The organism is Amycolatopsis balhimycina FH 1894 (assembly GCF_000384295.1).
Taxonomy (GTDB): Bacteria; Actinomycetota; Actinomycetes; order Mycobacteriales; family Pseudonocardiaceae; genus Amycolatopsis; species Amycolatopsis balhimycina.
This window is the reverse complement of the sequence record NZ_KB913037.1, coordinates 5711257-5727695: the sequence shown is the minus strand read 5'-3', so window position 1 is coordinate 5727695 and position 16439 is coordinate 5711257. Positions and strand designations below refer to the sequence as shown.

20 protein-coding genes are annotated in these 16439 nt (G+C 69.9%); 11 read left to right on the top strand and 9 right to left on the bottom strand.

Annotation, left to right across the window (positions count from 1 at the left end):
• The first annotated feature begins 5 nt into the window (after window positions 1-5).
• On the top strand, window positions 6-881 hold the full coding sequence (purU, locus tag A3CE_RS0125950; RefSeq protein WP_020643033.1) for a formyltetrahydrofolate deformylase: 876 nt from the start codon (window positions 6-8) through the stop codon (window positions 879-881).
• A 19-nt stretch (window positions 882-900) separates the two neighbouring features.
• On the opposite strand, the gene A3CE_RS0125945 is transcribed toward purU, so the two are convergent.
• Window positions 901-1950: an NAD(P)-dependent alcohol dehydrogenase gene (locus A3CE_RS0125945; protein WP_020643032.1), complete on the bottom strand. Its 1050-nt coding sequence runs from the start codon at window positions 1948-1950 to the stop codon at window positions 901-903.
• Between the two features lie 85 nt (window positions 1951-2035).
• On the opposite strand from A3CE_RS0125945, the gene A3CE_RS0125940 reads away from it, so the two are divergent.
• Both A3CE_RS0125940 and A3CE_RS0125935 read left to right on the top strand, forming a co-directional pair.
• Window positions 2036-2647, top strand: a complete 612-nt coding sequence (locus A3CE_RS0125940; RefSeq protein ID WP_026468863.1) for a TetR/AcrR family transcriptional regulator — start codon at window positions 2036-2038, stop codon at window positions 2645-2647.
• 9 nt (window positions 2648-2656) lie between these two features.
• Window positions 2657-3271: a pyridoxamine 5'-phosphate oxidase family protein gene (locus A3CE_RS0125935; RefSeq protein ID WP_020643030.1), complete on the top strand. Its 615-nt coding sequence runs from the start codon at window positions 2657-2659 to the stop codon at window positions 3269-3271.
• Here A3CE_RS0125935 and A3CE_RS51665 read toward each other — a convergent pair.
• Window positions 3186-3572, bottom strand: a complete 387-nt coding sequence (locus tag A3CE_RS51665) for an ArsR/SmtB family transcription factor (RefSeq protein WP_169524015.1) — start codon at window positions 3570-3572, stop codon at window positions 3186-3188. The two genes, A3CE_RS0125935 and A3CE_RS51665, sit on opposite strands and share 86 nt — an antisense overlap.
• A gap of 70 nt (window positions 3573-3642) precedes the next feature.
• Between A3CE_RS51665 and A3CE_RS0125925 the strand changes: the two genes are divergently transcribed.
• Complete coding sequence (locus A3CE_RS0125925) at window positions 3643-4266, top strand: haloacid dehalogenase type II (protein ID WP_020643029.1); 624 nt, start codon at window positions 3643-3645, stop codon at window positions 4264-4266.
• Here the strand turns inward: A3CE_RS0125925 and A3CE_RS0125920 are convergent.
• Together A3CE_RS0125920 and A3CE_RS0125915 are read right to left on the bottom strand one after the other, a co-directional pair.
• Window positions 4263-5270: an NADP-dependent oxidoreductase gene (locus A3CE_RS0125920; protein WP_020643028.1), complete on the bottom strand. Its 1008-nt coding sequence runs from the start codon at window positions 5268-5270 to the stop codon at window positions 4263-4265. The two genes, A3CE_RS0125925 and A3CE_RS0125920, sit on opposite strands and share 4 nt — an antisense overlap.
• Before the next feature lie 96 nt (window positions 5271-5366).
• Window positions 5367-5801, bottom strand: coding sequence for an SRPBCC family protein (locus tag A3CE_RS0125915; protein WP_020643027.1), 435 nt, complete (start codon window positions 5799-5801; stop codon window positions 5367-5369).
• 146 nt (window positions 5802-5947) lie between these two features.
• Between A3CE_RS0125915 and A3CE_RS0125910 the strand changes: the two genes are divergently transcribed.
• The 4 genes from A3CE_RS0125910 to A3CE_RS0125895 all read left to right on the top strand — a co-directional run bounded on the left by A3CE_RS0125910 (window position 5948) and on the right by A3CE_RS0125895 (window position 8741).
• Window positions 5948-6421: a MarR family transcriptional regulator gene (locus A3CE_RS0125910; protein WP_020643026.1), complete on the top strand. Its 474-nt coding sequence runs from the start codon at window positions 5948-5950 to the stop codon at window positions 6419-6421.
• A 29-nt stretch (window positions 6422-6450) separates the two neighbouring features.
• Window positions 6451-7227 carry a class I SAM-dependent methyltransferase gene (locus A3CE_RS0125905; RefSeq protein WP_026468861.1) on the top strand — a complete coding sequence of 259 codons (777 nt, stop codon included), beginning with the start codon at window positions 6451-6453 and terminating at the stop codon, window positions 7225-7227.
• Window positions 7228-7303: 76 nt separating this feature from the next.
• The gene (locus tag A3CE_RS0125900; protein ID WP_020643024.1) at window positions 7304-7867 is read left to right on the top strand and encodes a winged helix-turn-helix domain-containing protein; all 564 of its coding nucleotides are present in this window, start codon (window positions 7304-7306) and stop codon (window positions 7865-7867) included.
• Window positions 7854-8741, top strand: a complete 888-nt coding sequence (locus A3CE_RS0125895) for an SRPBCC family protein (protein WP_020643023.1) — start codon at window positions 7854-7856, stop codon at window positions 8739-8741. Before A3CE_RS0125900 ends, A3CE_RS0125895 begins: the two co-directional genes overlap by 14 nt.
• Before the next feature lie 39 nt (window positions 8742-8780).
• Here the strand turns inward: A3CE_RS0125895 and A3CE_RS0125890 are convergent, their stop codons facing one another.
• Window positions 8781-9704, bottom strand: a complete 924-nt coding sequence (locus A3CE_RS0125890; protein ID WP_020643022.1) for an ABC transporter substrate-binding protein — start codon at window positions 9702-9704, stop codon at window positions 8781-8783.
• Between the two features lie 138 nt (window positions 9705-9842).
• On the opposite strand from A3CE_RS0125890, the gene A3CE_RS0125885 reads away from it, so the two are divergent.
• Window positions 9843-10532, top strand: coding sequence for an ABC transporter permease (locus A3CE_RS0125885; protein ID WP_020643021.1), 690 nt, complete (start codon window positions 9843-9845; stop codon window positions 10530-10532).
• Window positions 10529-11239 carry an ABC transporter permease gene (locus A3CE_RS0125880; RefSeq protein ID WP_020643020.1) on the top strand — a complete coding sequence of 237 codons (711 nt, stop codon included), beginning with the start codon at window positions 10529-10531 and terminating at the stop codon, window positions 11237-11239. Before A3CE_RS0125885 ends, A3CE_RS0125880 begins: the two co-directional genes overlap by 4 nt.
• 246 nt (window positions 11240-11485) lie before the next feature.
• On the opposite strand, the gene A3CE_RS0125875 is transcribed toward A3CE_RS0125880, so the two are convergent.
• A complete protein-coding gene (locus A3CE_RS0125875) occupies window positions 11486-12049 on the bottom strand; it encodes a cadmium resistance transporter (RefSeq protein ID WP_020643019.1) in 564 nt (187 codons plus the stop codon).
• 162 nt (window positions 12050-12211) lie between these two features.
• Here A3CE_RS0125875 and A3CE_RS56725 point away from each other — a divergent pair, with 162 nt between their 5' ends.
• Window positions 12212-13402, top strand: a complete 1191-nt coding sequence (locus A3CE_RS56725) for a GNAT family N-acetyltransferase (RefSeq protein ID WP_125592074.1) — start codon at window positions 12212-12214, stop codon at window positions 13400-13402.
• A gap of 32 nt (window positions 13403-13434) precedes the next feature.
• On the opposite strand, the gene A3CE_RS0125860 is transcribed toward A3CE_RS56725, so the two are convergent.
• From A3CE_RS0125860 to A3CE_RS0125850, 3 genes are read right to left on the bottom strand one after another with little or no spacing between them, the layout of a single operon-like run.
• On the bottom strand, window positions 13435-14880 hold the full coding sequence (locus A3CE_RS0125860; RefSeq protein WP_020643016.1) for an aromatic amino acid lyase: 1446 nt from the start codon (window positions 14878-14880) through the stop codon (window positions 13435-13437).
• Window positions 14877-15884: an ornithine cyclodeaminase family protein gene (locus tag A3CE_RS0125855; protein ID WP_020643015.1), complete on the bottom strand. Its 1008-nt coding sequence runs from the start codon at window positions 15882-15884 to the stop codon at window positions 14877-14879. The genes A3CE_RS0125860 and A3CE_RS0125855 overlap by 4 nt, the downstream gene beginning before the upstream one ends.
• A complete protein-coding gene (locus A3CE_RS0125850; RefSeq protein ID WP_026468860.1) occupies window positions 15881-16423 on the bottom strand; it encodes a YbaK/EbsC family protein in 543 nt (180 codons plus the stop codon). The genes A3CE_RS0125855 and A3CE_RS0125850 overlap by 4 nt, the downstream gene beginning before the upstream one ends.
• Window positions 16424-16439 lie beyond the last annotated feature (16 nt).

The window sequence follows — 16439 nt, the reverse complement described above, 5'->3', positions numbered from 1 at the left end:
GGACAATGTCCGGCGTGACCGCTCCCGAACGCCGCTACGTCATCACCTTCGGCTGCCCCGACCGCACCGGCATCATCGCCCGGATCTCCGGGTTCCTCGCCGAGCACGGCGGCTGGATCGTCGAGGCGGCCTACCACACCGACCCGGACACGGGCTGGTTCTTCACCCGCCAGGTGGTCCGGGCCGACTCACTGCCCTTCGACGCCGCCGAACTGCGCGCCCGCTTCGGTGAGGTGGCCGCGGAGCTGTCCGCCGAATCGAGCTGGCAGGTCACCGACACCGGCGAGCGGCGCCGCGCGGTGATCCTCGTCTCGAAGGCCGGGCACTGCCTGTACGACCTGCTCGGCCGCGTCGCCTCCGGCGAGCTGGACGTCGACATCGCGGCGGTGATCGGCAACCACGAGAGCCTCGGCGACATCACCCGTGCGCACGGCATCCCGTTCCACCACGTGCCGTTCCCGGCCGGCGGCAAGGAAGCGGCGTTCGAGCAGGTGCGCAAGCTGGTCGACGAGCACGACCCGCACGCGGTGGTGCTGGCCCGGTTCATGCAGATCCTGCCCGCCGGCCTGTGCCGCGAGTGGGCGGGCCGGGCGATCAACATCCACCACAGCTTCCTGCCGTCGTTCATCGGCGCGAAGCCGTACCACCAGGCACACACGCGCGGCGTGAAGCTGGTCGGCGCGACGTGCCACTACGTGACGGCGGACCTCGACGCGGGCCCGATCATCGAGCAGGACGTCATCCGCGTCGACCACGGCGACTCGGTCGAGGACATGGTCCGCAAGGGCCGGGACATCGAGAAGGTGACGCTGGCCCGCGGCCTGCGCTGGCACCTGGAGAACCGGGTGCTGGTGCACGGCAACCGGACAGTGGTGTTCTGACCGGTTGCCGTGCAGTTCGTCACGCGCCGATGGTCTTGGCGTCGATGACGAACCGGTAGCGCACGTCGGAGTTCTCGACACGCTCGTAGGCCTCGTTGACCTTGTCAGCCGAGATCGTCTCGATCTCCGCGCCGATGCCGTGCTTCGCGCAGAAGTCCAGCATCTCCTGCGTCTCGGCGATGCCGCCGATCATCGAGCCGGCCAGCACCTTGTTACCGCCGAGCAGCGAGAAGGCGTTGTAGGCCAGCGGTTCGCCGGGCGCGCCGACGTTGACCATCGCGCCGCCGACCTTGAGCAGGCTCAGGTAGGCGTCGATCGGCAGCTTGGCCGACACGGTGTTGAGGATGATGTCGAACTTGCCGCGCAGGACGTCGAACGTGGCCTCGTCGCTGGTCGCGTAGTACTCGGAAGCGCCCAGCTTGAGCCCGTCCTCCTGCTTCTTGAGGCTCTGGCTCAGCACGGTCACCTCGGCGCCCATGGCGGCGGCGATCTTGACGCCCAGGTGGCCGAGTCCGCCGAGGCCGATCACGGCGACCTTCTTGCCGGGGCCGGCACCCCAGTGATGCAGCGGCGAGTAGGTGGTGATGCCCGCGCACAGCAGCGGCGCGGCGACATCGAGGTCGATGCCCTCCGGGATGCGGCAGACGAAGGCGTCCTTCACGACGATCTGGTTGCTGTAGCCGCCGTAGGTGTTCTCGCCGTCGAAGCCGACGCCGTTGTACGTCTGGATGTTGCCCTTGACGCAGAACTGCTCGGTGCCGGCCGTGCAGTATTCGCACTCGCCGCAGGAGTCGACCATGCAGCCGACGCCGACGCGGTCACCGACCTGGTACTTCGTGACGTCCGAGCCGACCGCGGCGACGACGCCGGCGATCTCGTGACCCGGGACCATCGGGAAGATCGCCTGGCCCCAGTCCTCCTTGGCCTGGTGGATGTCGCTGTGGCAGATGCCGGCGTAGGCGATGTCGATCAGCACGTCGCCGGGACGCAGGTCACGGCGCTCGATCGTGGTCGGCGCCAGCGGCGCGCCCGGCGCCGGGGCGGCGATGGCGTGCGTGGTCGTGCTCATGGAACCCTCCAAGTTCAAGTACCGTCGTAAGAGGTCTCATACATCAACGACGTAAGAGGTCTCTTACATATTCCGAGCGAGAGATGTGAGCCAGGCCATGGGCGGCAAGTACCACCACGGCGACCTCCGCGGCGAGCTCGTGCGCGTCTCACTCGACCTGATCGCCGAACACGGCCTCGAAGGCTTCTCGGTCGCGGAGGTCGCGCGGCGGGCGAAGGTCAGCCCCGGTGCGCCCTACCGGCATTTCGCCTCCCGGGAAAGCCTGCTGGCCGAGGTCGCGGGCAACATCGCCTGCCAGCTGGCGGACCGCGTCGCCACCGCGGCCGGCGAGCACGAAGACCCGGCAGACGCCCTCGCGGCGGCCGCGGGCGCGTACACGCGGTACCTGATCGAGCGCCGGGCCGGGATGAACGTCATCTACGCCGACGGTCTCCACGGCCCGCAGCACACCGGCCTCCACGAGCAGACCCGGCGGCTGACGGACGAGTTCCTCATGCGCTGCCTGGCCGTCGCCCCGGACCCGGCGACCGCGCTGGAGCTGATGGAGCAGCTGTTCACCCAGGCCCACGGCTACGGCACGTTCCACCTCGACGGCGTCTTCGTGAAGCACGGCTATTCGGTGGACCTCGTGGTGCGCAAGTCCACGGAAGCCGCGCGCGCCGCCATCATCGGCCGGGCTGTCGGTGGGGCGCGCTAGCTTGGCAACATGGGGATCATCGACTCACACGAGGCACTGCGCGAAGTGATCGGCGAGGCCGCCGAGCTGACGCAGAAGAAGGTCATCGACCGGATCGACGAGCACGCGCGAAACCTGATCGAGCACTCGCCGTTCGTGCTGCTGGCGACGTCGGCGCCGGACGGCAGCTGCGACGTCTCACCCCGCGGCGACCCGGCGGGCTCGGTACTGGTGCTCGACGAGACGACGCTGGTGCTCGCGGACCGGCCGGGCAACAAGCTGGTCGACAGCTTCCGCAACATCGTCGACAACCCGCACGCGGGCCTGCTGTTCCTGGTGCCGGGCATGAACGAGACGCTGCGGGTCAACGGCCGCGCGACCCTGGTGTCGGAGGCGCCGTACTTCGACTCGCTGGTGGTCAAGGGAAAGCGGCCGAAGCTCGCGGTGGTGGTCGAGGTCCAGGAGCTGTACATGCACTGCGCGAAGGCGTTCCTGCGGTCGTCGCTATGGGACCCGTCGACGTGGCCGGAGCGTTCGTCGCTGCCGTCGATGGGCACGATCATGCGCGACCAGATGGCTCTGCCGGTCTCGGCGGAGGAGCTGGACGCGAGGCTCGACGAACGGGCGATGACCCAGCAGTACTGATCTCGGCGACGACGTCGAGCAGGCCGGGGAACCGCGCGTCGAACTCGTCCCGCCGCAGGCGGACGAACGTGCCGTTCCCCGCGTCGCGCTGCCGGACCAGGCCGGCCTCGCGCAGCACGCGCCAGTGGTGCGTCCGGGTCGACTTGGCGATCGGCAGCGGGAACGACGAGCAGGCCCGCTCACCGCCGTCGCCGCCGACGAGCTCCAGGACCACCGCGCGGCGGTGCGGATCGGCGAGCGCGGACAGGACGGCGCCGAGGTCGACGTCGGCCATCTCGGGGATCGGCAGTTCACCGGGCATGCTGGACATGGTACGACAGCTGTCGTACCTTCGGTCAGGTACGACAACCTTCGAACCTCCGGAGCGCCGCATGCTGTGCGTGTTCGACGTCAACGAGACCCTGCTCGACCTCGCCCCGATGGACGCCCTGGTCGGCGGCCCCGAACTGCGGCGCGAGTGGTTCGGGCTGGCCATCCACACCGTCCTGACGGTGACGGCGACCGGCGGCTACCAGGACTTCGCCGGCATCGCGGGCGCGGCCGCCGTCGAGGTGGCCGCCCGGCACGGGCGGGAGGTCGATCTCGCCGCGCTCGGGGAAGGGCTGCGGAGCCTCCCCGCCCATCCGGACGTCGAAGCAGGCCTGGCGAAGCTCCGGGAGGCGGGCCACACCGTCGTCGCGCTGACGAACTCGCCGCTCGCCACCGCCGAGGCCCAGCTGCAGAACTCCGGCCTGGCCCCGCTCTTCGACCGGATCTTCTCGGCCGAGCAGGCCGGCCGGCTCAAGCCCGCGCCGGAGCCGTACCACCAGGTCGTGGCCGCCTACCCCGGGCAGGAGGCGGTGATGATCGCCGCGCACGACTGGGACATCGCGGGCGCGCAGGCGGCCGGGCTGCGGACGGCGTTGCTCGCCCGTCCCGGCGTCCGCCCGCTGCCCGGCTCACCCGAGCCGACGTACACGATCTCGGCCCTGCCGGAGCTGGCCGAGCTGCTCTAGTCCGCGATGCGGACCAGCATCTTGCCGGTGTTGGCCCCGGACAGCAGGCCGAGGAACGCCTCGGGCGCGTTGCGGATGCCGTCGACGAAGGTCTCGGAGTACTTGATCTCGCCGGAGCTGACCAGCGGCGCGACTTCGCTGACGAATTGCTGCTGCAGGTGCCAGTGGTCGATCACCAGCAGGCCGCGGATGGTGAGCCGCTTGGCGATGACCTGCGCGAGGTTGCGCGGCGCCGGCGTCGGCTCGGTCGCGTTGTACGTGGAGATCATCCCGCAGATGGCGATCCGGCCGTGCACGGTGATGGCGTCGATGGCCGCTTCGAGGTGCTCGCCGCCGACGTTGTCGAAGTAGACGTCGATGCCCTCCGGCGCCGCCTTGTGCAGCTGCTCGACGACCGGGCCGTCCTTGTAGTTGAAGGCGGCGTCGAAGCCGAGGTCGTCGATCAGGTGGCGGACCTTCTCCGCCGAACCCGCGGAGCCGATGACGCGCTTGGCGCCCTTCAGCTTCGCGATCTGCCCGACCAGCGAGCCGACCGCGCCGGCCGCGCCGGACACGAACACCGTGTCGCCCGGCTTGAACTCGGCCGACTCCAGCAGGCCCGAGTACGCGGTCAGGCCCGGCATGCCGAGCACGCCGAGGTACGTCGACAGCGGCGCCGCGGCCCCGTCGACCTTGACGTACCGGCCCGCGTCGAGCACGGCGTGGGTGCGCCAGCCGGCCTGGTGCAGGACGTGGTCACCCGGCTTGACGTCGTCGACGTTCGACGTGACGACCTCGCCGACGGCCCCGCCGGACATGACCTCGCCGACTCCGAACGGCGGCGCGTAGGACTTGACGTCCTTCATGCGGCCACGCATCGCGGGGTCGACGCTCATGATCAGGTTGCGGACCAGGATCTGGTTGGCACCCGGCGCCGGCACCTCGGTGTCGACGATCTCGAAGTTGTCGTGCGTCGGAACACCTTCCGGCCGCGAAGCCAGCCGGATTTCGGTCGCCGTGCTCATCGTCGAATCTCCTCCAAAGTCTCGAAGCGGGGCAGACGCCCCGGATTCCACCCGATGTAACCAGCTAACCGGGGCGCAGATTCCGATTGTGATCGGTTACACGATCTCCGCGAGCTTCCCGAGCACGCCGTCGTAGATCTTCTTCAGCCCACCCGGCGCGAAGGTCTTCTCGAAGAAACCGCCGATGCCGCCCGCACCGTCCCAGGCGGTCTCGATCTTCACGACACTACGTTCACCCGCTTCGGCGACCGTCCACGTGGTGACCATGCTGGAGTTCGCGTCGGTTTCGACCAGTGTCCCCGGGCGAGGCTCGGTGACGGTGGCCTTGACGTCGCGCACGCGCTTCGACGTTGCCTGCAGCTTCCACCCGGCCTTGGTCCCGGCGCCGACGCCGCCCTCGGTCACCTCGTAGTCGCGGTAGTGCTCGGTGAGCAGCTTCGGGCGCGTTTCGGCGTAGTCGGCGACGAGCGCGCGGACCTTGTCGGCCGGGGCGTCGATCGTGCGCTCCGCGGTGGCCGTGACCTTTCCCATTTGACTCCTTTTCCCGACGTACGGATCAGGGTCCACGATTTCACCGAGCGGCGCACCGCCGGCGGGCGGGACGCCGACGTCCGCGCGCACACGAGGATGGCCCTCGGCGGTTAGGCTGCCGGTAGTCCAGATGATACGAGGGTCGTATGAGTTCGCGAGCGGGCCGCCGCCGGTCGACCGTGGTGGTGAAGGAGTCGTTGCGGGAGCTGCGCAACCAGCTTTCGCTGCTGAACCACCAGGTCAGCGCGCACCTGGGCCTCAAGGACGTCGACCTGGACTGCCTCGAGCTGATCGCCCGGCACGGCCCGCTCAGCCCGAGTGCGCTCGCCCGCCGCGCGGGCCTGCACCCGGCGACGATGACCGGCATCCTCGACCGGCTCCAGAAGGGCGGCTGGATCGTCCGCGAACGCGACCCCGAAGCGGCCGACCGGCGCGCGGTCGCCGTGCGCGCGGTCCGCGGCCGCAACGCCGAGCTGTTCCGGCTCTACGCGGGGATGAACACCGCGATGGACGAGCTCTGCGCCGGCTACAGCGAAGACGAGCTGGCGCTGATCGCGGAGTTCCTCCACCGCGCGACGTCGGCGGGGCACACCGCGACCGGTGACCTGGCTGACGGCTGACCAGCGGTTTTTGTGCTGTACTCCCCAGCATGTGGCAATCGGGTGACGCTTACGAAGCCTTCATGGGCCGCTGGAGCCGCCGGCTCGCGGAGACGTTCGTGCGGGGGCTCGACGTCCCCGCGAGCCGCCGCTGGCTCGACGTCGGCTGCGGGACCGGCGCGCTGACGGCGGCGGTGCTGACCGCGGCCGACCCGGCCGAGATCGCCGGCGTTGACCCATCCGAAGGATTCCTGGCCACGGCCCGGGAGCGCGTGACCGATCCGCGGGCGTCGTTCACGCTCGCCGACGCCCGGGAGCTGCCGTTCCCGGACGACCGCTTCGACGTCGTCGTTTCCGGGCTCGTGCTGAACTTCGTCCCCGACCCGGCCGCGGCCGCCGCGGAGATCAGGCGGGTGACCGTTCCCGGCGGCCTCGACGTGGCCTACCTGTGGGACCTCGCGCAGGGCATGGAGCTGCTCCGGTACTTCTGGGACGCCGCGGCCGAGGTGGACCCGGCGGCCGCGGACCTGCACGAAGGCCGCCGGTTCCCCCTCTGCCGGCCGGAGCCGCTCGGCCGGTTGTGGTCGGACGCGGGCCTGGACGGCGTGGCGATCGACGAGGTCAGGATCCCGACCGTGTTCACCGGCTTCGACGACTACTGGCAGCCGTTCCTCGGCCGGCAGGGCCCGGGGCCGGCGTACCTCGCGACCCTTCCCGAGGCCCGCCGGGACCAGATCCGCGAACTCCTGCGCAGCCGCCTGCCGACCGCACCGGACGGCTCGATCCCGCTGTCCGCCCGCGCCTGGGTCGTGCGCGGGACCGCTTAGTCCCCGGAACCACTCGCTCTCGGCCTCGGCCGGACCATTGACAAAAAGTTTTTTTACATACAAGCTGATTTTCGCCATGAGAGACATCGTCTACCTCGATCAGATCGAGCAGGCCGAGGCCCTGCTCAAGCCGCAGCGGATCGAAGTGCTGCGGCAGCTCGCCGAGCCCCGGTCGTGCACCGAGGTGGCGGCCGAGCTCGACCAGACCCCCCAGCGGGTCTACTACCACGTGAAACGCCTGGTGGAGGCCGGTCTGGCCGGCCAGGTCGCCGAGCGCCGGGTGCGCGGGATCCACGAGGGGATCTATCAGGCGGCCGCCCGGTCCTACTGGCTGGCGCCGAGCCTGGTGGGGCGGATCGGGCTGCGCCAGACCCGCGACCGGCTCAGCCTCGGCTACCTGATCGACCTGATGGAGGACGTTCAGGCCGACGTCGCCGCCCTCGACCGCACCCGGCCGGATCTGCCGTCGATCGGCGTGTCCGGCGAAATCCGGGTGCGCCCGGAGCAGCGCAAGGCGTTCCTCGACGACCTGCAGCAGACGCTGCAGGACCTGTTCACCCGCTACGGCGGCGCCGAAGGCGACGCGTTCCGCCTGGCCGTCGCCTGCTACCCGAAGGGAAATCCCGATGACCGAACCTGACCTGGTCCTTCGCGCGGTCGTTCCGGCTCCGCCGAAGGTCACGTACGAAGCGCTGACCGATCCGGCCGCGCTGCGTGTCTGGCTGACCGAGCACGCCGAGGTCGATCTGCCCGCCAGATTCGAGTTCTGGGGCCCCTCCACCCCGGACGGCGCCGAGCCGCACCAGCGCGTGCTGCACGTGGACGAGCGCAGCATCCGGTTCGGCTGGACCGTGGAGGGTGTGGAGGACACGGTGCAGTTCGAGGTGGACGAGGATCAGGACGGCACGCTGGTGACGCTCAGCCACAGCGACCTGCCCAGTTTCGAGGAGGTGCTGGCCGACAAGGCCGGTGCCCGTGGCGCGGTGCAGACGTTCTGGGCGCTGGCGGTCGCCAACCTGGCCGACTACCTGGCCGGCCGTGAGCTGACCCCGAAGATCGACTTCACCTCGGACCAGCTGCGCGCGTCGGTCGTCATCGACGCGGCACCGGCCGAGGTGTTCGACTCCCTGGTCCAGCCGGAGCACTTCCGCCGCTGGTTCCGCGCCAACGTGGACATCGAGCCCCGGCTGGGCGGCCGGTTCGCGATGGGCGGGTTCGATGTGGACCCGGGCGGGGCCAAGTTCGTCGAGTTCGAACCAGGCCGCAAGGCGGCCCTGCGCTTCGCCGACAACGAGACGACCACCTGGGAGCTGGCCGGTTCGGACGGCCGGACCCGGCTCACCATCGTGCACAGCGGTTTCGACCCCGCCAACCCGCCGTATTCGGCCTGGGGCGGCTGGCTCAGCGGCGTCGCCGAGTTGCGGCGCTACCACGAGCTGCCGGTCTGGCGCTCGATCTGGCGCAAGATCGAGGTAGCGGGCGTCCCCGCCGGGATCCTCGTGACCGACGAGTGAGGGTGAGGGCCCTCGGAGGTGTTCCGAGGGCCCTCCTGCTCAGAGACCGGCCTGGGCGAGCCAGTCCTTCGCGACGTCGGCGGCCTTCTCGCCGTCGGAGTCGACGCGCTTGTTCAGGTCGCGCATGACATCCGTGGTCAGCTTGGCGCTCACCGCGTTGACCGCGTTGGCGAAGTCGGCGCCGCGCTCGTCGGCGACCTTCTTGTTCACGGCGGGCACGACGTTCTCGGTCGGCACGATGTTCAGGTCGTCCTTGAGCACGGTGTAGTTCGAGTCGCCGGTCAGCGGGCTGACCGAGTCGACCGGGATGACCGTGACCGCGCCCGACTTGAGCTGCTGGACGCGCGGCCCGGCTTCCTGGATGGTCTGGAAGGTGATGTTGGTCAGCTTGTAGACGTCCGTGAAGCCCTTGAAGCACGGAAGCCGCTTCTCGCACTCCGGCGGGCCCGCCATGACGACCTTGTCCAGCTTCTTCAGGTCGCTGATCGACGCGAGGCCCTTTTCCTTGGCCAGGTCGGACTTGACGATGTAGGTGTTCTTGTCCTCGGCGGCCGCGAAGTTCAGCAGCGCGACACCGCTGGGCTCGAACAGCTTGGCCAGCTGGTCGTGCTCCTCCTGCGCGGTCTTGCCGGCTTCCTTGCCGAAGCCGGTGGTGATCGCCGCACCCTGGTACTCCGGGATGAACTGCAGCTCACCGGACTTCAGCGACGGGTAGATCAGCTCGCGCGAGCCCAGGTTCAGCTTGCGCGCCACCGGGTAGCCCTTGGCTTCCAGGGCCTGCGCGTAGATCTCCGCGAGGATCTGGCTGTCGGTGAAGTTGAAGGACGCGACGACGATCGGCGCGCCACCCTTGCTCTGCGCGGCGGGCTTGTCACCGCTGCCGCTGCCACCACCACAGGCGGCCAAGCCGAGCGTCGCCGCGACAGCCACCGCCACCATCGACGCGTTCCGGAACCAGCGCACGAATCCCCACTCCCTCGTCACTCGAACAGACGAAAGGACCCTAGCGCCGCCCACCGACAAGAATCCACATGCTGGGAGAAACCGTCACAAATTCCCAGCCTGCGGAATTTGACCGCTCGATCGGGGTAGGGTCGGCCGGTGCACGTGATCCCGCTGGCCGCCGACAGCGGACCCCCGCTCTTCCAGTGGAAGTGGGTGGACCGCAACGCGGACGACATCGTCCAGCGCCTCGGCGAACACATCTCACTGACCGCCGCCGCGCTCGGCGTGGGGCTGGTCGTCTCGATCGGGCTCGCCGTGCTCTCCCTGCGTTTCCGCTGGTCGTACGGGTTCATCCTGAGCGCGGCCGGCGCGCTTTACGTGATCCCGAGCCTCGGCGCGTTCGCGGTGCTGGTGCCGTTCTTCGGACTGACGTTCCTCACCGCGATGATCCCCCTGGCCACATACACGCTGCTCATCCTCGTCCGCAACATCGTCACGGGCGTCGACCAGGTGCCGAACGAGGTCCGCGAGGCCGCGGTCGGCATGGGGTACACGCGGGGCAGGCTGCTCTGGCAGATCGAGCTGCCGCTGGCGCTGCCGGTGGTGATCGCCGGGCTGCGCGTCGCAGCGGTGACGACGATCGGACTGGTCACGGTGACGTCGATGCTCGGCCTCGGCGGGCTGGGTTATTTCATCCGCGCGGGCATCCAGACGGCGACGCCCAATCCGACGGAGATCATCGTCGGAGTGGCACTGTCGGTGGCGCTGGCGGTGGTCGTCGACCTCGTGCTCTGGCTCGGCGAGCGCCTCCTGGCCCCCTGGTCGAGGAAGGTGCGGGCGCGATGAGCTTCCTCGACCAGCTGAACGCGTGGCTCGGCGACCCGAACCGCTGGAGCTGGACGGACAAGGCGGGCGTCCCCTCCCGGACGCTCGAGCACCTCAGGTTCTCGCTGCTGGCCCTGGTGATCGCGGCGGTCCTGACGATCCCGGCAGCGTTGTGGCTGGCCCACTACCGCCGCGGCGCGTTCCTCGCGAGCAGCGCGGTGAACATCGGCCGGGCGATCCCGAGTTTCGGGCTGATCATCCTGTTCTGGTTCCTGGCCAGCCGCTGGGAGCTGGACACGACGTTCTGGCCGCTGCTGCTGGCACTGGTCGCGCTGGCGATGCCACCGCTGTTCACCAACACCTACGCCGGCGTGGTGTCCTTGGAGCAGGACACAGTGGACGCCGCCCGCGGCACGGGCTACCGCGAGTGGCAGATCATGCTGCGCCTCGAGCTGCCACTGGCATCGCCGGTGATCCTGGCGGGCGCGCGGGTGTCGTTCCTCCAGCTGATCGCGACGGTGGCGATCGGAGCGATCGTCAACGACGGCGGCGGCCTCGGCCGCTACATCGTCGACGGCTTCGCATTGGGTGCGCAGGGCTACGGCGAGATCTTCGCGGGCGGCCTGGCGGCTGTGGTGCTGGCTCTGCTGTGTGACGGAGTCTTCGCGCTGATCGTCCGCTTGGCGACACCTCGGGGTCTCGCCCTGCAGAACGCCCGTCGCGGGTAGGCCTGCTCGGCGGTGACGGTCCGCGCCCCCTTCGGGGCCCACCCCCACCCCTCCCCTCCCGGGTTCCGGCAAAGTCGCGCCCGGCTCGCGGGTCGGCTGCTCGCCGGAGGTCTTGAATGACTCATTCAGGACCTCCGAAGACCTGAATGAGTCATTCAAGACACCGCGACACTGGCGGCTGCCACGCATGCCGGTGAGCAGACGGGCGAGTCCAGAGCCGCGCAAGCCGGTGCCGACCACATCGCGCTAGAACGCGCCGAGGAAGATCAGCACGCCGAGCGCGATCAGCACCGCCGGCAGCACCACGTGCCCCCACCGCGCGAGCACCTTGGCGACGCCCGGGCGGGTCGCGAGGAACCGCCCGGCGACGCACCACACCGCGATACCCACCAGGAACACCGCCACGTAACCGGCCAGGCCCGCAGGTCCGGTCGCGGCGAACGCGGGGACGTACACGCCGACGTTGTCACCGCCGTTGGCGAAGCACACCGTCGCGATGCCGAGCAGTCCGGCCGCCGGCGCGGGCTCGTCGTCGTCCTGACGCCATGCCTGCCACGCCGCGCGGATTCCGAGCAGCACCGGCAGCACGCCCAGCCAGCGGACTGTGCCGTCCGGCAGCAGCCCTGCTCCCAGCGCCCCCGCGACCGAGATCGCGAGGATCGCCGCGAAGCCGAGGAACTGCCCGGCCACGACCTTGAGCTCGCCACGGCGTCCGGCCGCCTGGCCGAAGAACACCGCGAGCAGCACCAAGTCGTCGACGTCCGTCACCGCGAACATCGCGGCCGCGCGCCCGAGCAGCCCGCCGTCCACGCCCACCCTCCCGGTACTGTGCCGATCGTTACCAATCCGACCACAGTCACGGCCGAATGGCTTAGTAGCAACGGTTACCTGCCGCGCGGGGGTCGGCCTACTTTTGGCCGGATTGGTAAAACCGCTTGGCGAAGGCCGGTGCGGCACAGGACGATTCTGCCCATGCCCGCCGCCACGCGCCGCAGCTACGCCGGTCCGGAGGACCTGCGGGCCATGCAGAGCCTGGCCCGCCGGATCTGGTCGAAGGCGAGTTCGGTGCACGTCGGGGATCTTGCGTGGCAGCGGTTCCAGCACGCCGGCCGCGAAGCCGAATGGCCGACCGTGCTGTGGGAAGCGAGTGGCGAAGTCGTGGCGTGGGGCTGGATTTCGCTACCCGGCGAACTGGCGCTGCTCGTCGATCCGGCGCGCCCCGGACTCGCGTCCGAGGTGCTCGGCTGGTTCGAAGACACCGCCTCCGGAGCCGAGCTCGCTGTCACCGTGCTCGACGCCGAAAAGCATGTCCTCGCCGCGCTGGAGCGAAGCGGTTACGCGCTTCAGGAGCGTCCTGTTTTCCAGTCGTATATGTCTCGCCTCCTCGTGGATCTGCCCGAGCCGGTCGTGCCCGGTGGGTTCACCGTCCGGCCGATCGGCCCGGACGATCTCGAACGGCGCGTGGCCGTGCACCGCGCGGTCTGGCACCCGTCACGGGTGACCGGACCGAGCTACCGGAACGTCATGGCCGCCTGGCCGTACCGCGCCGAACTGGACTGGGTCGTCGAAGCACCCGATGGCCGGTTTGCCGCCCAGTGCCTGATCTGGCTCGACGAGCGCAATGCCGTCGGCGAGCTGGAGCCCGTCGGAACCTTGCCGGGGTTCCGTCGCAGTGGGCTCGCCCGCGCGGTGTGCCTCGCCGCGCTGCGCGCGGCCCACCACGCCGGCGCTCGCGAAGCCGTCGTGTATCCGGTGATCGGTCATCCGAAATCCGTTGCTGCCCTCCCGTTGTATCGAGATCTGGGCTTCCACCCCTATGCCCGCACCCTCACCTTCACGCGGACCCGTCGTCGTATCCCTCCTTCCCCGGGGCCCGTGTCCCCCGGAGGGCGCACACCGACGAACGTAGCGCGGCGGCCGGCCCGCCTGTCCGTTTCGGCGGCCTCCGGCGGCGGGTTGTCCACATCTGGGCAACCCTGTGGACAACTCGGTGGATTTCGTTGCGACGGCCCGAAAACGTCGGTGCCGCGTGATAGTGTCGAGACGGGGGGCGCCCCCGCGGGCCGAAGTCTGAACAGCGGCGAAACACGCGGGACCGACCACTCACAAGCCTTTCGCAGCAAAGGAAATCCCGGAGCAGCCCGCACCCGCAGAGTGCAGTGAGGGCGTCGACATGCGAGCGGAAACCCGGACTTTCAGGTGAGTGTGGAGAGATCGTCGAAGTAGGCCGCCCGGCAAGCAGCGATCAACCGCGAGATCTCAGGGCCGAGCGAACGATCCTCGTCCACCGGCGGCACCACCGACCGCACCCACTCGTACGCCGCGCGAAGACCTGGAACACTGTCGCCGCCGGCCAAGTACCGCGCCTGCGAGCCCGTGATCAGCTCGCACGCCGTGATCGCGAAGAGGTGCGAAGCAGCCGCGCGCAATTGCTCACCGGCGGCCGCCGCAAACGCCTGCACGTCCTCCTGACCGGCCGAAGTGTCGATCGAACCGAGCGTCGCCGGTGTCGCGAGCCGGCGCAGCGCCTGCAGTTCGCCGGCCGCCCGCTTGTGCAGCGGGGTCAATCCCGCCCGCGGCCCCGGATCCGCCGTGAGCTGCGCCGGGAGACCGCTGAACCGCTCGTCGAGGAGCCGGTGCGTGCGCTGCACCGAGATTTCGCCGAGGTGCACCAGCGCCGCCGTGACCGCGTCCATCCGCAGGCCCACGTCCACCGCGTGGTACCCCGTGCCCGGGATGAACGCGCCGTCGACGAAAGACGGCGAATCGCCGGGCATCGTCTCCCAGCGCCGCCAGGTCTCGTGCAGATCGGTGTTGACGCGGGAAGCGTGGGCGAGCGCCCGCGGCGCGACCCGCACCGAAAGCGGGGCCTGCACGACGCCAGGCCGCACCGGACCGATTCCGACCAGTGAATTCAGCTCGTGCAGCAGCGTTCGCAGGTGGTCGTCGCCGCCCGCCATGACCGGCGAGAAGACCTCGCGTGGCGCGCCGAGCACGTCGATCGCCATCGCTTCGGTGAGCGTCTGCAGGTCGATGAGCTGCTGGGTTTCGGTCCAGCCGCGCCGAGCGTGCACCATCGCCAGCGGAGACCCCTGCAACAGGGAAGCGCCTTCTTTCGGCCCGAGGACGTACGGCTCGGCGCCACGCGCGGCGAGCGCCGAAGCGGCCGGGACCTCGACGCCGTCCTCCAGGACTGTGCCGAGGCCGAGGAACGTCTGGAAGGCGTGCGCCAGCGGGATGATCTCGCCCGAGCTGCCGAGGCCGGAGCGCGGGACCGCCGGCGTGAAGCCGTCGTTCAGCCGGTCCACGAGGAACTGCACCAGTTCCGGGCTCACCCCCGACCACGGCCGCAGGAAATCGCGCAGCCGGACGACGAGCAGCGCGCGGACGTCCTCGGGCGGGAGCCACGGCGGCCCGCCGACGGCGCGGCCGACCAGCAGGTTGCGCTGGTGCTCGGCCTGCTGCCGCGCGTCGAGGGCGACGCCCGCGAGGCGGCCCATCCCGGTGGTGACGCCGTAGACCGGTGCCTCGCCTCGCAACGCCGCCAAGAGCGCTTCCCGGCGCCGCTTCAACGTCTCTACCAGCGGTTTGTCCAGAACCAACCGTTCACTGTCAGCGAACTCGCTGTCGGAGACGATCATCGGTAGGGCAGCATGGTGCCGACGCCGGAAGCCTCGGCACGGGCGAGGATCATGTTCGCCACCGCAACGTCCGTTGTGGACAGTCCGCGGTGCCAGAACAGGATCCGTTCGGCGTCGTGCTCGCGGCCGGGTTTGCTGCCCGCCACGATGTCGCCGATCTCGGCGTGGACTTTGTCCTCGGTGAGAAGGCCGGCGTTGAGCTGCGGGCGCAGGGCGCCGAACCGCGGGTTGCCGGACCGCGATTCGCGCCAGTCGTCGACGACGACCTTGTCGATGTCGTCGAGCAGCGTGAGCTCGAGCGCGCTGATCGTGCCGTAGGGCACCAGGAAGGTGCCCGGCCGGAGGAACTCGCGGCGCACCAGCGCCTCGGGTTCGACCAGCCGGGACGCCTCGACCTGGATGTCCGCGCCGTCCAGGGTCTCCTCGGCCGTGGCACAGACGCGGACGTCCTTGCCGAGCCGCTCGGACAGCCGGCGGCCGAAGTCCTCCCGTGACTCCGGGCGCTTGCTGGTCACGCGGATCTCGGCGAAGTCGAACAAGGAATCCAGCAGCACGACGTTCCACCAGGCGGTACCGCGGGCGCCGATGTGCCCGAGCACCCGTGAATCCGGGCGGGCCAGGTACTTCGCGCCGACGGCGGTCATCGCGCCGGTGCGGGCCTCGGTGATCATCGTGCCGTCGACGATCGCCCGCGGCATGCCGGTGTCCGGGTCGAGCAGCAGGATCAACGCCATTTCCGAAGGGAGGCCCCGTTCGAAGTTCCCCACGAAGTCACCGACGACCTTCACGCCACTCACCTGCTTCGCGGACAGGTGGCCGCGGAGGATGTTGAAGTGGCCCTTGCCGCCGTTGTCCGGCACGAGGTGCGTACGCGGCTCGAAGACGACCTGACCGCGGCCGTGGTCGGCGAGCACGTCCTCGACCGCGCCGACGATGTCCGCGTCCGTGACGCCGAGCGTGTCGATGTCGGCTCCGGTCAGGTACCGGAGCCAGACGGACGTCACCGGGCGAGGTCCTCGATGACCTCAGCTCCGGGCAACGCGGCCAGCGCCGCTCCGGAGATCAGCAGCTTGCTGCCGCGGATCCCGCTGCCGATGACGAGCTCGGGAGCGTCGGCGACGCGCCGGTCGATCAGGATGGGCCATTCGGCGGGCAGGCCGACCGGCGTGATGCCGCCGTACTCCATCCCGGTCAGCTCGACGGCTTCGTCCATCGGCGCGAACGACGCCTTGCGGACGTCGAGGCGGCGCTTGATCACGCCGTTGACGTCGGCGCGGGTGGTCGCGAGCACGAGCGCGGCCGCGAAGCGGACTTCGCCCGCTCGCTTGCCGGCGACGACGACGCAGTTCGCGGACGCCTCGAGCGACGAGCCGTACGCCTCACAGAAGGCGGCGGTGTCGGCGAGCGACGGGTCGATCTCGGTGACACCGACGGCGTCCGGGTCGGCGAGCGCGGCCAGCGCCTTGGCAACGGGCTCGGCGAGCAGATCAGTGCGCGTGGGGGCGGGAACGACGGTGAGGCTCCCGGCGATCGTCCAGGTCATGACCCCCATTAAAGCG